Origin of the sequence: uncultured Aliiroseovarius sp. (assembly GCF_947492455.1) — a bacterium.
GTDB lineage: Bacteria > Pseudomonadota > Alphaproteobacteria > Rhodobacterales > Rhodobacteraceae > Aliiroseovarius.
The window spans coordinates 287441-301376 of sequence record NZ_CANLNB010000001.1; the positions used below are offsets into that span (position 1 = coordinate 287441).

General features: G+C 60.9%; 12 protein-coding genes and 1 tRNA gene. 9 read left to right on the forward strand and 4 right to left on the reverse strand.

The genetic code is table 11. The annotated features are described in order from the left end of the window. The first annotated feature begins 10 nt into the window (after nt 1–10). Nucleotides 11–1051 (forward strand): LacI family DNA-binding transcriptional regulator, encoded by a 1041-nt coding sequence (locus Q0677_RS01465; protein WP_298905247.1) that lies wholly within the window; start codon nt 11–13, stop codon nt 1049–1051. A 36-nt stretch (nt 1052–1087) separates the two neighbouring features. Continuing rightward, a tRNA-Arg gene (locus tag Q0677_RS01470) sits at nt 1088–1164 on the forward strand. A gap of 744 nt (nt 1165–1908) precedes the next feature. Here Q0677_RS01470 and Q0677_RS01475 read toward each other — a convergent pair. After that, nucleotides 1909–2760 (reverse strand): 1-acyl-sn-glycerol-3-phosphate acyltransferase, encoded by an 852-nt coding sequence (locus tag Q0677_RS01475; RefSeq protein ID WP_298905250.1) that lies wholly within the window; start codon nt 2758–2760, stop codon nt 1909–1911. Between the two features lie 187 nt (nt 2761–2947). Here Q0677_RS01475 and Q0677_RS01480 point away from each other — a divergent pair, with 187 nt between their 5' ends. Further along, nucleotides 2948–3877, forward strand: coding sequence for a bile acid:sodium symporter family protein (locus Q0677_RS01480; RefSeq protein ID WP_298905252.1), 930 nt, complete (start codon nt 2948–2950; stop codon nt 3875–3877). A 52-nt stretch (nt 3878–3929) separates the two neighbouring features. Here the strand turns inward: Q0677_RS01480 and Q0677_RS01485 are convergent, their stop codons facing one another. The 3 genes from Q0677_RS01485 to Q0677_RS01495 all read right to left on the reverse strand — a co-directional run bounded on the left by Q0677_RS01485 (nt 3930) and on the right by Q0677_RS01495 (nt 7491). Then, nucleotides 3930–5453, reverse strand: coding sequence for an aldehyde dehydrogenase family protein (locus Q0677_RS01485; RefSeq protein ID WP_298905254.1), 1524 nt, complete (start codon nt 5451–5453; stop codon nt 3930–3932). 127 nt (nt 5454–5580) lie between these two features. Then, complete coding sequence (locus Q0677_RS01490; protein ID WP_298905256.1) at nt 5581–6540, reverse strand: helix-turn-helix domain-containing protein; 960 nt, start codon at nt 6538–6540, stop codon at nt 5581–5583. A 78-nt stretch (nt 6541–6618) separates the two neighbouring features. Further along, nucleotides 6619–7491, reverse strand: a complete 873-nt coding sequence (locus Q0677_RS01495; RefSeq protein ID WP_298905258.1) for a LysR family transcriptional regulator — start codon at nt 7489–7491, stop codon at nt 6619–6621. A 106-nt stretch (nt 7492–7597) separates the two neighbouring features. Between Q0677_RS01495 and Q0677_RS01500 the strand changes: the two genes are divergently transcribed. From Q0677_RS01500 to Q0677_RS01525, 6 genes are all read left to right on the forward strand, one after another. Next, nucleotides 7598–8197, forward strand: coding sequence for an amino acid synthesis family protein (locus Q0677_RS01500; protein WP_298905259.1), 600 nt, complete (start codon nt 7598–7600; stop codon nt 8195–8197). Continuing rightward, the gene (locus Q0677_RS01505) at nt 8169–8948 is read left to right on the forward strand and encodes an alpha/beta fold hydrolase (RefSeq protein WP_298905261.1); all 780 of its coding nucleotides are present in this window, start codon (nt 8169–8171) and stop codon (nt 8946–8948) included. The genes Q0677_RS01500 and Q0677_RS01505 overlap by 29 nt, the downstream gene beginning before the upstream one ends. Beyond that, nucleotides 8945–9868, forward strand: coding sequence for a flavin reductase family protein (locus tag Q0677_RS01510; RefSeq protein ID WP_298905262.1), 924 nt, complete (start codon nt 8945–8947; stop codon nt 9866–9868). Before Q0677_RS01505 ends, Q0677_RS01510 begins: the two co-directional genes overlap by 4 nt. A 3-nt stretch (nt 9869–9871) precedes the next feature. Then, complete coding sequence (locus Q0677_RS01515; RefSeq protein ID WP_298905263.1) at nt 9872–10906, forward strand: LLM class flavin-dependent oxidoreductase; 1035 nt, start codon at nt 9872–9874, stop codon at nt 10904–10906. 8 nt (nt 10907–10914) lie between these two features. Beyond that, nucleotides 10915–12393, forward strand: coding sequence for an aldehyde dehydrogenase (locus tag Q0677_RS01520; RefSeq protein ID WP_298905264.1), 1479 nt, complete (start codon nt 10915–10917; stop codon nt 12391–12393). A 249-nt stretch (nt 12394–12642) separates the two neighbouring features. Further along, nucleotides 12643–13920 (forward strand): NAD(P)/FAD-dependent oxidoreductase, encoded by a 1278-nt coding sequence (locus tag Q0677_RS01525; protein WP_298905265.1) that lies wholly within the window; start codon nt 12643–12645, stop codon nt 13918–13920. Nucleotides 13921–13936 lie beyond the last annotated feature (16 nt).

Genomic DNA, 13936 nt, shown 5'->3' on the forward strand with positions numbered 1-13936 from the left:
GGATGCCTACGTGACAGACAGACAGACCCCCCCGAACCGCCGCCCATTGACCCTTCGTGACGTGTCTGAAGCCTCGGGCGTCAGCGAAATGACGGTCAGCAGGGTGTTGCGAAACCGGGGTGATGTCAGTCAGGCGACTCGTGACCGCGTGCTGGAAGCCGCGAAAGAGCTGGGATATGTGCCCAACAAGATCGCGGGCGCGCTGGCCTCGCAACGGGTGAACCTTGTGGCGGTGATCATCCCGTCCCTGTCCAACATGGTCTTCCCCGAGGTCATGATGGGCATCAACGAGATTCTGGACGAAACCCCTTTGCAGCCCGTTGTGGGCGTCACGAACTACGACCCCAAACGCGAAGAAAAAGTCCTGTATGAGATGCTGTCCTGGCGTCCCTCAGGCGTAATTATCGCAGGGTTAGAGCATTCTGACGCTGCCAAGGCGATGCTGAAGGCCGCGGGCATTCCGGTGGTCGAAATCATGGACACCGACGGCGACGCGATCGACGCCTGCGTCGGCATCTCTCACCGTCGCGCGGGACGCAAGATGGCCAAGGCCATCCTGAAAGCGGGTTACAAAAACATCGGATTCCTTGGCACCAAGATGCCGCTGGACCACCGCGCCCGCAAACGTTTCGAAGGCTTCACCGAGGTACTGGCCAAAGAAGGGATCGAGATCGCGGATCGCGAATTCTACGAGGGCGGATCGGCGCTGGCCAAAGGTCGCGAGATGACCGAGGTCATGCTGGAACGCACGCCCGAGCTGGATTTCATGTATTATTCCAACGATATGATCGGCGCGGGCGGGCTTTTGTATTGTCTGGACAAGGGCATCAGCGTACCGGGTCAGATCGGCCTTGCGGGCTTTAACGGAGTCGAGCTTCTGGACGGTCTGCCGCGCCAGCTGGCCACAATGGACGCCTGCCGCAAGGAAATCGGCCGTGCGGCGGCCCAGATCATCGCGGATCGCAGCACCGAAGCCGGTGACACCGGCGGCGGCGAACGGATCGAGCTTTCCCCCAAGATCGAAGCTGGCGAGACCCTGAAACGCCGCTAGACAAGCCCGACCCGCTTGCCTATTTGCTGCGCAAACGGCCCCGTGGCTCAACTGGATAGAGCAGCCCCCTCCTAAGGGGCAGGTTGCAGGTTCGAATCCTGCCGGGGTCGCCAGAATAAGCTATTAATTATCTAACACTTGACGATTGCCAACCGCACGCACTTACCACACTTTTCGTGTGAGCTACATTTAATTGCGTGCATTCGAGGCCCTAGAGCCGTTTATAATTTAAAACCTTGATCCACGAGGATCTCAAACAATCTCAGAGAGATATGAGATACCTCAGCCGAACAAACTGCCAGCTGAGGTCAATTGGCCAAAAGCGAGTCCTATAATTACAAGCAAAGATACAGATTGTAGTTTTCGTAGGTATTCTGGTTCATGCGAGTTGACGCATACTCTGCCCTACTACGGCCACCAGTGCGGCAAATCCGGGTCGCCTCTGCTTGAGCGGCGGCCTTAGCTTCATCAACGTTTGACAAAGCTGAAGTGACAATAGTTACGCTATCTCCATTATACTCGGAGACGATTGGATTTGCTTTAACGCAGCCCGACAAAGCGCCAACTATCGGGAGAATGGCAACGATTTTGCGCACACGGATTTTCCTTCTTCTAGTAATGTCTATTTCTCAAAAAGTGACATTTTGAGACTCTGGAAGCTCAAATAGATTTTCTGTTTAAATTCAAGGTAACACACTCATTTTAAGATTTCCTCCTTAATCTATGGTGTTAATGCCACATTAATTACTAGTTTTACGGGCGTACTCAATATGTCCTGAAATTCATCTGATGATTGAAGTGCATCAATGCCTAACAACGGAGCAGCTTTAGGCATTGGCTTGCACAAAAACACTGCGTTATGCTGAACGATAAAGCCCGGGGATCAACTCCTCGGCCAATTCCTGCAATGCTTCCGGGGAAGATCCTGGTGGCTGCGTAGCCCCGTAAAACACCTCGTAGCTACCACCCAGTTTCGCCAGCAACTCGGACACATAACGCAGCGAAGCGACCTCGCGGCCGATATATTCGTTGTTGCCGCTGAGTACTCGGGCGAGCTTTCGGGTGCGGTAGTAATGACGCGAGTTTCGAAGGTCGGCGGAGGCAGGCACGATCGGGGCACCCGTTTCCGCAGACACGCGGGTGATGCCGGTGCGCCACGGGGGTTCGACCAGCAACCCACCTGCCATATCCGCCACGCGCCCAGAGCCGAAGACCAGCAACGCCCCGCCTTGTTCCAGATGCGCCTGCATGTCGGCACGCGTCTGCCGCGCGCCCAGCACCTTGTCCGAGCGGTCAAGGTCCACTGCGACGATGCGATCCGCACCCAGAAATCGCTCGGCCTCGCGGTTGGCGACGACTTTCAGATCGGGCCGGTGATCCAGCAACGCACCCGCGTGCGAGATGAAATCGAACGTGCCGACGGGATGCGTTGCGCCGATGACCACGGCCCCTTGGGCGGGAATGTTCTCGATCCCGCGCGCGGTGATCTGCGTGCCGCCCTGCATCTCCAACAGCGCTTTCACAAGATCCGGACCGGTACGGCCATCGAGGTCTCGCAACACCTGTTCCGTCTCGCGCAGGGCGAAGAAGGCCTGACCCGTCAGGGTGCGGCTGAACAGGTCGACGGACCCCATCAGAAGGCGCAAACCCTTTAGCCGGAAATGCGCACGATCCGTCAGCCGAAGGCGCGCGCGCAACAGTTCGTCCATTGGGTTTTCGGTCTTCTGTCGGGGCAAAATCGGCTCAGCGCTTGGAAGTGGGAATCCAAGACTGCAATCCAGTGCACCCTTGGTCAATTCGTTTATTGCTTGCCCAGAGGGCAGTCGGTGTACAAAACTTGACGTGTCACCAATCGGTTACAGGCCGAGACGGCAAATAAGGGACGGGGGAAGCAGCATGAGTACACCAGCACAAGCTGGCATTGACGAGGTGATGCTGAACTTCTCGCCCACAAGTCTGCAGATCCTGAACGCCGTGCTTGCCATCGTCATGTTCTCGATCGCGATTGACCTGAAACCCAGTGATTTCAAGAAGCTGGCGCGGGAGCCCAAGCCCTTGCTGACCGGGTTGGCGTCGCAATTCCTTGTGCTGCCCGCGCTGACTTTCTGTCTGGTTCTGGCGACCACCCCGCGCCCGTCGATTGCCTTGGGATTGATGCTGGTGGCGGCCTGTCCGGGGGGCAATATCTCGAACTTCATCACTCATCGGGCGGGCGGAAACGCGGCGCTTTCAGTGTCGATGACCGCCTTTGCGACGATCTTTGCGATCTTACTGACGCCTCTGAACATCGCGTTCTGGGGCAGCCTTTATGAACCGACGCGGGCGATCCTCCGGCAGACCTCAATTGATCCGGTGTCGGTGGCGATCACCGTGGGCGTCATGCTGGTGCTGCCCTTGTGCCTTGGGGTGTTGCTGAACGCCAAACGGCCCGACATCACGCGCCGTCTGCGCACGCCGCTTCAGTATCTGTCGATGGGGATTTTCATCGCCTTCGTCGTACTGGCGCTGGCCGCGAACTGGGCGCTGTTCTTGGAATATGCCGAGGCCGTCGCCGCCCTTGTCATTGCCCACAACGCGCTTGCGCTAGGGGCTGGGTTTGGTGTCGCCACGCTGGCCGGGCTGTCCGCCTTTGATCGCCGCGCCATCATGATCGAAACCGGCATCCAGAATTCGGGCCTTGGGCTGATCCTGATTTTCGGGTTCTTCAGCGGGCTTGGGGGCATGGCCGTAGTCGCGGCGTTCTGGGGGATCTGGCACGCGGTGTCTGGTCTGGCACTGGCCGGCGTGCTCGCGCGCGGGGGTGCGATCCATCCGTCCTATTCCTAGGCACAATCGCCATAGATAGGCCGGGGACCGCTTGGCCCCCGACACTTTTGTCCTAGAAGAAGCCCAACTTGTTGGGGTTGTAGCTCATCAAGATATTCTTGGTCTGCTGATAGTGATCCAGCATCATCTTGTGGGTCTCGCGCCCGATGCCGGACTGCTTGTACCCGCCAAAGGCCGCATGGGCCGGATAGGCGTGGTAGTTGTTGACCCAAACACGCCCGGCTTCGATCGCGCGGCCGAAGCGATAGCAGGTGTTGGCGTCCCGCGACCAGACACCGGCGCCAAGGCCGTACATCGTGTCATTGGCAATCGCCAGCGCCTCTTCTTCGGTTTTGAAGGTGGTGACGGACACCACGGGGCCGAAGATTTCTTCCTGAAAGACGCGCATCTTGTTGTGACCTTTCAGGATGGTCGGCTGGATGTAGTTGCCACCCGACAGCTCGCCATTGAAGCGGGCCGCGTCACCACCGACCAGTACCTCGGCGCCTTCTTCGCGGCCGATGGTCAGATAGGACAGGATTTTCTCCTGCTGCTCGGTCGAGGCCTGCGCGCCGACCATCGTGTCGGGGTTGCGCGGGTCGCCATGTTTGATGGCCTTCACACGCTCGATGCAGCGGGCGATGAACTCGTCATAGATGTCTTCCTGAACCAGCGCGCGCGAGGGGCAGGTACAGACTTCGCCTTGGTTGAAGGCAAACAACACAAAGCCTTCGACGGCCTTGTCCAAGAAGGCATCATCCTTTGCCATCACGTCCGAGAAGAAGATGTTCGGGCTTTTGCCACCCAGCTCCAACGTGACCGGGATCAGGTTTTCCGTCGCGGCCTGCATGATCTTCTTGCCGGTTTCGGTCGAGCCGGTGAAAGCGATCTTGGCGATGCGGCTGGATGTGGCCAGCGCGGCGCCGACCTCGGCCCCGTAGCCGTTCACGATGTTCAGAACGCCTGCGGGCAGGTATTCGGCCATGATCTCGGCCAAGATCATGATGGCGGCGGGGGTTTGTTCGGCGGGTTTCAGCACGATGCAGTTGCCGGCGGCCAGCGCAGGCGCCAGTTTCCACGCAGCCATCAGGATCGAGAAGTTCCACGGGATGATCTGCCCCACCACGCCCAAGGGTTCGTGGAAGTGATAGGCCACGGTGTCGGCGTCGATTTCGGACATATTGCCTTCTTGCGCGCGCAGAACACCTGCAAAGTAGCGGAAATGGTCAGCGGACAGCGGAATGTCTGCGGCCATAGTCTCGCGGATCGGCTTGCCATTATCCCATGTCTCGGCCTGAGCGAGGCGCTCCAGATTGGCGTCGATGGCGTCTGCGATTTTCAACAGCGTGTTCGAGCGTTCCGCAGCCGAGGTGCTGCCCCATGCCCCCTTAGCGGCGTGGGCGGCGTCCAGCGCCAGTTCCACGTCATCCGCATCAGACCGCGCACATTCGCAAATCTTTTCGCCCGTGATCGGGGTCACGTTGTCGAAATAGCGACCATTCACCGGCGGCGTGAAGGCGCCATTGATAAAGTTGTCGTAACGCGTGGCGAAGGGCGAGACATAGGTGCCTGCCTCGGTATGTGTCATGTCGTTCATGTATTTCCTCCCAAAAAACCCGGACCTCCTCCGGGCGTGGGAATGACCATGACCTATGGGGTTTTGGCTGTCTGTGGGTGGAAAGACGCGCGGCCTGCGATCTGTCTCAGGCCTGAGACAGGCGCGGTCAGTTTTGTTCCAAACCCAACCGTTTCATGCGGCGATAGAGCGTGGCCCGTCCGATCCCAAGCTGGCGCGCTGCGGCCGAGACATTGCCCCCTGCACGCGTCAGCGCGCGCACCACAGCGGCGCGTTCGGCTTTTTCAAATCCGGTGGGTCCATCTGTCCGACCTAAGACGTCGCTGGCCGGTTGCGGAGCCAATGCACCGCTCCGGTCAAAACCAAAAACGCGGCGGGCTTCGCGGGTTGCGCCGACGATCAGATCGTCTTCGTTGATCGCCAGAAGGGTCGCAGCCTCGGCGTCTTCGCTTTCGGCCACCACGATGCGGGCGGTGTCGAAGGCGGCGCGGAAGTTTGCCTCTTCAATGGCGCGCGCGGTTTGAGCCACTTGCGCGCCGATCAGGCGATTGAAGGCCTCGGTCTGGTCGGCCCGAGCAGAGGACACATCAAGAGCGGCCATGATCTCTCCGTCAGCACCATAGATGGGCGCGTCGATGCAGCTCATCGCGGTGTTGCGGGCAAAGAAATGTTCGTCGCGGTGGATGATCAGCTGGCGGTTTTCCTCAAGGCAGGTGCCGATGCCGTTGGTGCCTTCCTCGGCCTCGCTCCAGACCGCGCCGACGCACAGCCCCCACGCTTCAAACACCGCCGTATCCGCGTCCGAGATCCGCTGATCCAGCACCACCCCGTCATCATCCGTCAGCAAAACCGCGCAGCCCGATTGCCCGACCAGCGAAAACAGGCTGTCCAAACGAGGCGCGGCGACGGTCATGAACTTTTCAAACGCATTCACGCGCTCATACAGCTCGGTCCCGGACAGACGGTTGGGGCTGCGATGCTCGCCCGGATCCAACCCGTGCTTGTCTGCCGATCGCCGCCAACTGGCCGCCAAGCGCGACCGCGCCGCAGCAGTGGGCGAGTTCGCGACCTTCAGGACCTTGTCGATATGCGCGACGGTCCGGGTCATGGCGTGGTGAGCGCGTTAAACATTGTGAAAACCTAGGGGAAGATCGCCCACCGCGCAAATTTCCCCCCAAGACCTGTCTCACTTCTGAGACAGTTTCGGCCCCTCTGCCGCGTTCGACAGCACATCCAGCAGCCACGCGCGGAAATCTCTGGCCGCCGGGTTCTGGTCATTGACCGACAGGTAATACCCCTCGTTACTGGGGATCGAGGCCGGGTGCGCGCGGGTTAACTGGCCCGTTTGTAGTGCGTTCTGGATCAGAAGCTCGCTGACCAGCGCAACGCCGTTTCCTTCCGCCGCAAGGTGCAAGGCCATGCCGAAAGAATCGGCAAAAAGCGTCGGTTCACACCGCGCACCGATCTGTTCCGACCAGCTTTTCCACCCGCCCGAGGTGCCAACGGCCTCGATCAGTGGCAAGTCTTCCAGCGCGCCGGTCAGGGCGGGGGATTTCATCGCCACCAGCCCGTCCGGCGTCAGCAGCTCGGCATTCTTGCCGACCTGTTTGGCAGAGCCAAAACGGATTTCCACATCGGCGCGTGAGGCGTTGAACTCATCCGGCCAGATCGCGCTGAGGAACCGCACACGCACATTTGGATGCGTTCGGGTGAAGTCCTGCAGATGCGGGGCAATGATCCATTGCGCGACGCTGACCGAGGTCGCGATGGTCAACAGGTTTTGGGTGGGGCCTGCGTCGAACACCTCGGTCGCGCTCGCAAGGGTGCCCAGCGCTGCGCCCACCTGAGGCAGCAATTTGCGCCCGTCATCGGTCAGGGACAGCCCGCGTGCATGGCGGGTAAACAGCGAGACACGCAGCCGCGATTCCAGCGCTTTAACCTGCTGGCTGACCGCCGATTGGGTTAGACCAATCTCGTCCCCCGCAGCGGTGAAACTCAGGTGCCGGGCGGCGGCTTCAAAGGCGCGAAACCATGTCAGGGGGGGAAGCGATTTCTTCATGGGTCAAACCAGCCAGTAGTCTTTTTAATACCTAAGCCAGCAAATCTATCATTTGTCAAAATATCAGGGCGTTCCGATGATGTCGCCAAGCGAACAGGAGACCAAGATGACGCCCGAAATCCGCAAAATTGTGACCTATGACGAAGAGGTTTTGATCGAAGGCTTCAAGCCCGCCGACACACCGTGGCGCATGTTCGCCGTGGCCGCCGTGGTCAAGAACCCGTGGGCCGGACGCTTCGTCGAAGACCTGAAGCCCGAGATCCACGCCTTTGGCCCGGTGTTGGGCGAAATGATGACCCAGCGGATGATCGCGCTGGCCGGCAGCGGCGACGCGATCGAGGCCTATGGCAAAGCTGCCGTCGTCGGTCTGGATGGCGAGGTCGAGCATGCCTCGGGCCTGATCCACACCCTGCGGTTCGGCAATTTCTATCGCGAGGCCGTGGGCGCGAAATCCTATCTGGCCTTCACCAACACGCGCGGTCCGGCGAACGCGCCGATCATGGTGCCGCTGATGGACAAGAACGATGCCGGGCGCCGCTCGCATTACCTGACCTTGCAGTTTGCAATCCCGGATGCTCCCCGCGCAGACGAAATCGTCGTGGTGCTGGGTGCCGCCACCACCGGCCGCCCGCATCACCGGATCGGCGACCGTTATCAGGACCTGAAGGATCTGGGCCATGACCTGGACAACCCGGCCGCGGTCTGATCACGCCACCCTGTCCGAGATCACCGCTGGGCAGGGGGCGACCATCCTGTTCATCCACGGCGTCGGCCTGCGGGCCGAAGCATGGGGCGCGCAGCTGGACGCGCTGTCACCGCATTATCACGTGGTGGCCGTGGACATGCCGGGGCATGGGGACAGCGCTCTGCCCGCGGGCGATTTGGGCCTGTCCGATTACACCGACGCCATCGCCGCCGGGATTGACGGGCCGGTGATGGTGGTCGGGCATTCCATGGGCGCGATGATCGCGTTGGACATGGCGATCCGGCACCCCGGGAAGGTGCAGGGCGTCGTTGCCCTGAACGCCATACACCGCCGCCGCCCTGACGCGTCCGAGGCCGTGAAGGCACGGGCCGCAGAGTTGGATGGGACCAGCATGGCAGACCCTTCGGGCACGTTGGAGCGGTGGTTTGGCACCGACACCTCGCCCGAGCGGGACGCTTGCCACACGTGGCTGAGCGAGGTGAACCCGGCGGGATACAAAGCCGCCTACACCATCTTCGCCCATCAGGACGGGCCGGACACGGACGCCCTGACCACCCTGCCCTGCCCCGCCCTGTTCATGACCGGCGCGGACGAGCCGAACTCGACCCCCTCCATGTCTCAGGCCATGGCGGCGCTGGCCCCGAAAGGTCGCGCGATGATCGTCGGGGGCGCCGCGCACATGATGCCGATGACCCATGCCGCTGACGTCAACGCGGCCCTTCTGGATTTCGCAAAGGAGATTTGGCCATGACCGAGTTTGATCCCCGCGCCCTGCGCCAGGCCTTTGGCCGCTTCATGACCGGCGTCACCGTGGTCACGACGCGCACGCCGGACGGCATGCCCTTCGGCTTCACCGCGAACTCGTTTTCATCGGTGTCGATGGACCCGCCCCTGCTGCTCGTCTGCCCCGGCAAGTTCCTGTCGTCTTTTGACGCCTTCGCAAGCAGCATGCATTTCGCCGTGAACATTCTGGCTGAGGGACAAGAGGACGTGTCCAACACCTTCGCCAGCTTCAAGGGCGACCGCTTTGCCCAAGTCAGCCATCGCGACGACGCCAATGGCATCCCTTTGATCGACGGCGCGATTGCGCAGTTTTCCTGCGCCACGTGGAAATCCCTGCCCGCAGGCGACCACCAGATCCTGATCGGAAAGGTGACGGATTTTGCCCAGTCCGAGGGCCCCGGCCTTGGCTATGCGGGCGGGCAGTATTTCAGCCTCGGGCTGGAACGCGCCGCGCTAGAACAGACCGAGGGTCGGGCGATTTGCGGGGCCATCATCTCGGTCGGTGACACGGTGCTGCTTGAACAAACGCCGGAGGGATACCGTTTGCCGCAGATCGAGCGCTCGGACCGTGGGCAAATGCGGCAGGGGCTGCAGGACGATCTGGCCGCGCGCGGGATTTCGGCCCGGTTGGGACCGGCCTATTCCGTCTATGACGACGCTGATCGCGGCCAGCATTTCGCCTACTTCCTGGGCACCAGCGATGACGTGCAAGTGGACGCCCCGCTTCAGGCCATCCCCGTCGCCGACCTTCCCACCCTTACCTTCACCACCCCCGCCATCGCCGACATGATGGCGCGCTACGCCCTTGAATTCCGCACCCGCAGCTTTGGCCTCTATCTGGGCAATGCAAAGCGCGGCGATGTGCATGCTCTGTCAGAAAGGACCTGATCCATGGAATTTTCGCTGTTCGCCCATATGGAGCGCATCACCCCCGACCAATCGCACGCGCAGCTGAATGAAGAGTTCATCGAACTGTGCAAGATGGCCGACGACGCCAAGATGCGGGCGGTCTGGACCGGGGAACATCACGGGATGGATTTCACCATCGCGCCGAACCCGTTTCTGACGCTGGTCAATCTGGCCCACCACACCAAGCATGTGCGCCTTGGCACCGGCACCGTCATTGCCCCCTTCTGGCATCCGATCAAGCTGGCGGGCGAGGCCGCGTCGGCCGACCTGATGACCGACGGACGGATCGAGCTGGGCATCGCGCGTGGCGCGTATTCCTATGAATACGAACGCCTGATGCCGGGTCTGGATGCGTGGGAAGCCGGGCAACGGATGCGCGAAATGGCACCGCTGGTTCCGCAGCTGTGGAAAGGCGATTGCGCCCATGAAGGCGAGTTCTTCCAGTTCCCCGCCACGACCTCGGCCCCCAAACCCGCGCAGGAAGACGGCCCGCCGATTTGGATCGCCGCACGTGATCCCAACAGTCACGAATTTGGCGTGCAGAACGGGTTCAACATTCAGGTTACGCCGCTGTGGCAGGGAATCGAAGAGATCGAAAGCCTGATGGATCGCTTCAACGCGGCCTGTGATGGCTATGACGGCAAGCGCCCGAAGATCATGCTGTTGCACCACACCTATGTGGGCAAAGACGCGGCGGATGTGGATCTGGCCGCGAAAGAGCTGTCGCGCTTCTATTGCTATTTCGGCGCATGGTTCCAGAACAAGCGCCCGGTCAGCCAAGGTCTGATCCAAGAACTGACCGAGGACGAAATGGCCGCCAACACAATGATGGCGCCCGAGAACCTGAAGCGCGACCTGACCATCGGCACCGCGCAAGAGGTCATCGACCAGATCAAACGCTACGAAGATTTGGGCTATGATGAGTATTCGTTCTGGATCGACAGCGGCATGAGCTTTGAGCGCAAGCGCGAGTCGCTGGCACGGTTCATCGACGACGTCATGCCAGCGTTTCAGTGAGGGATCAGATGGAACAAAAACCGCATTATCAGCTGTTCATTGACGGCCAGTGGGTCGATGGGGCCGACGGGCAGGTCATGGCCTCGCAAAACCCGGCGACAGGCGAAAATTGGGCGACATTTGCCTGTGCCGCGCCCTCGGACGTGGATCGGGCGATTGCCGCCGGGCGCCGGGTTCTGAACGATCCCGTCTGGAGCGATATGACGCAGACCCAGCGGGGCAAACTGCTCTATCGTTTGGCCGAACTGATCGAGGAAAACGCCCAGCGCATTGGCGAAATCGAGACGACGGACAGCGGCAAACTGCTGGCCGAGACTGCGTCTCAATCGGCTTATGTGGGCGATTACTATCGCTATTACGCCGGGCTGGCGGACAAGATCGAGGGGGCGGTTTTGCCCATCGACAAGCCCGACATGCATGTCTTTACCAAGCGCGAGCCCATCGGCGTGGTGGTCGCCATCGTGCCGTGGAACGCGCAGATGTTTCTGACCGCGACCAAGTTGGGTCCGGCCTTGGCGGCGGGCTGTTCCGTGGTGCTGAAAGCGTCTGAGATCGCGCCCGCACCGATGCTGGAATTCGCGCGTTTGATTGAACAAGCAGGCTTCCCGCCCGGTGTGGTCTCGGTCATCACCGGGGACGCAGAAAACTGCGCCATTCCCCTGACCCGTCACCCGGATGTGGACCGCATCGCCTTTACCGGCGGGCCGGAAACGGCACGGCATGTGGTGCGCAACTCGGCGGAAAACTTCGCGGTGACCTCGCTGGAACTGGGCGGCAAATCCCCCATTCTGGTGTTTGAAGACGCCGATCTGGACGGCGCGGCAAATGGGTTGATTGCCGGGAACTTTGGTGCGTCTGGACAAAGCTGTGTGGCCGGGTCGCGCGGGTTGGTGCATCGGTCGATCTTTGATGCGCTGGCCCAGCGGATCGAGGACAAGATGCAGTCGGTGGTCGTGGGCGATCCCCTGTCGGCCGACACCCATATCGGCCCGCTTTGCACGACGGCTCAGGTGCAAACCATCGAAACCACCCTGCAAGCCGCCCGCGACGGCGGGGCAACCATCCGGTTCGGAGGCGCGCCCTTGGATCGCCCCGGCAACTACATGGCACCGACGCTGGTGGAATGCCCCAACACCGACATCGAGACCCTGAAGGTCGAGATGTTCGGCCCCGTCATGTCGCTGATCCCCTTCGACACGGAAGAGGAAGCCATCGCGATCGCCAACTCAACGCCGTTCGGGCTGGGGTCGGGCGTGTTCACCGAAAACGTCGCCCGCGCGCATCGCGTGTCCTCGCGGCTGAAGGCAGGGATTTGCTGGGTAAACACCTATCGCGCCGTGTCCCCGATTGCGCCGTTCGGCGGCTATGACCAGTCGGGCTATGGCCGCGAGGCGGGGCTTGAGGCGGTGTTGGATTACACCCGCACGAAAACCACGTGGATCAGCACCTCGGATCAGCCGATGGCCAATCCGTTTGTGATGCGTTGATCAGCCCGGGGCGTGCGTGGTCACGCCCCGTTTTTTTGTGTCTGGGTTAGGGCGCACCCAGCATTTACAACTGCCCGATTAGGTTTTTCCTTTTTCACAAGTGCGATCATTAGGTTTTACCTAACCTAGGCTGACTTATAACTTTCTTTCCCGTCGGTCCCAAAATGACAATGTAGGGCGACCGCAAGACGAAGGCCGACTCACCCCTTCCATTGCGCCGCGACGACATTCAGACAAAGGACCAGACACATGCCCGTTGAAACCATCGATACGCTTGTTGTTGGTGCCGGACAGGCCGGAATTGCCCTGAGCGAACACCTTGGAAACAGTGGCGTGCCTCATCTGATTTTGGAAAAGAACCGCGTGGCCGAGGCATGGCGGTCTGCACGCTGGGACGCGCTGGTCACCAACGGCCCTGTTTGGCACGACCGCTTCCCCAGCCTTGAGTTCAAAGGCGATGACCCCGACGCGTTCGTAACGAAAGACCGTGTGGCGGACTATCTGGAAGAATACGCGCAGATGGTGAACGCGCCCGTGCGCACTGGGGTCGAGGTGCTGAAAGCCGAACGTCTGCCCGGTCAAGCCGGGTTCCGGATCGAAACCTCGGAGGGAGAGATTCACGCCAAGCGCATTGTCGCTGCAACCGGTGCTTTCCAGCATCCCGTGATCCCGCCCATCGTGCCGGAAACCGCGAAGGTCACTCAGATCCACTCCAACCACTACAAGAACCCCGCGCAGCTTGCCGAGGGCGCGGTGATGGTGGTTGGGGCCGGATCGTCAGGCGCCCAGATCGCGGACGAGCTGAACCGCGCGGGCCGCAAGGTGTTCCTGTCGGTCGGACCGCATGACCGCCCGCCGCGCCGCTATCGTGGTCGCGATTTCGTCTGGTGGCTGGGTGTGCTGGGTTTGTGGGATATGGCGGCCCCTGCACCAGGGACCGAGCATGTGACCATCGCTGTCAGCGGCGCTTATGGCGGCAACACGATGGATTTCCGTCGCTTGGCAGGCGAAGGCGTCACGCTTCTGGGCATGGCCGACGGGTTTCTGGATAACACCCTGACCTTCCGCGACGACCTGCAAGCCAATGTAGCCGCAGGTGACGCGAATTATCACGGGATGCTGGACGCCGCCGACGCCTATCTGGACCGCACCGGGCTGACCCTGCCGGAAGAACCCGAAGCCCGCGCGGCCTTCCCCGATCCTGACTGCCTGACCAATCCGATCCGCACCGTTGATCTGGCCAAAGAGGGAATCACCACGATCATCTGGGCCACCGGATTCCGGCAAGATTTCGACTGGATGAAATTCGACGCCTTCGACGAGAAAGGCGCACCAATCCACCAGCGCGGCGTTTCGGTCGAACCCGACGTCTATTTCCTTGGCCTACCGTGGCAATCCCGACGCGGATCAACCTTCCTGTGGGGGGTCTGGCACGACGCCAAACATGTCGCTGATCAGATAGCAATTCAGCGCGCCTATCTGGACTATGAGGGCCCGGCAGCTGTCGTGTCCTCGGCTGCAGAATAAGTTACACGAGAGAGAT

Coding starts and splice junctions, on each gene's coding strand:
- Q0677_RS01475 (WP_298905250.1), bottom strand. CDS start 2,760: ATGGACGAACTGTTGCGCGCGCGCCTTCGGCTGACGGATCGTGCGCAT.
- Q0677_RS01480 (WP_298905252.1), top strand. CDS start 2,948: ATGAGTACACCAGCACAAGCTGGCATTGACGAGGTGATGCTGAACTTC.
- Q0677_RS01485 (WP_298905254.1), bottom strand. CDS start 5,453: ATGAACGACATGACACATACCGAGGCAGGCACCTATGTCTCGCCCTTC.
- Q0677_RS01490 (WP_298905256.1), bottom strand. CDS start 6,540: ATGACCCGGACCGTCGCGCATATCGACAAGGTCCTGAAGGTCGCGAAC.
- Q0677_RS01495 (WP_298905258.1), bottom strand. CDS start 7,491: ATGAAGAAATCGCTTCCCCCCCTGACATGGTTTCGCGCCTTTGAAGCC.
- Q0677_RS01500 (WP_298905259.1), top strand. CDS start 7,598: ATGACGCCCGAAATCCGCAAAATTGTGACCTATGACGAAGAGGTTTTG.
- Q0677_RS01505 (WP_298905261.1), top strand. CDS start 8,169: ATGACCTGGACAACCCGGCCGCGGTCTGATCACGCCACCCTGTCCGAG.
- Q0677_RS01510 (WP_298905262.1), top strand. CDS start 8,945: ATGACCGAGTTTGATCCCCGCGCCCTGCGCCAGGCCTTTGGCCGCTTC.
- Q0677_RS01515 (WP_298905263.1), top strand. CDS start 9,872: ATGGAATTTTCGCTGTTCGCCCATATGGAGCGCATCACCCCCGACCAA.
- Q0677_RS01520 (WP_298905264.1), top strand. CDS start 10,915: ATGGAACAAAAACCGCATTATCAGCTGTTCATTGACGGCCAGTGGGTC.
- Q0677_RS01525 (WP_298905265.1), top strand. CDS start 12,643: ATGCCCGTTGAAACCATCGATACGCTTGTTGTTGGTGCCGGACAGGCC.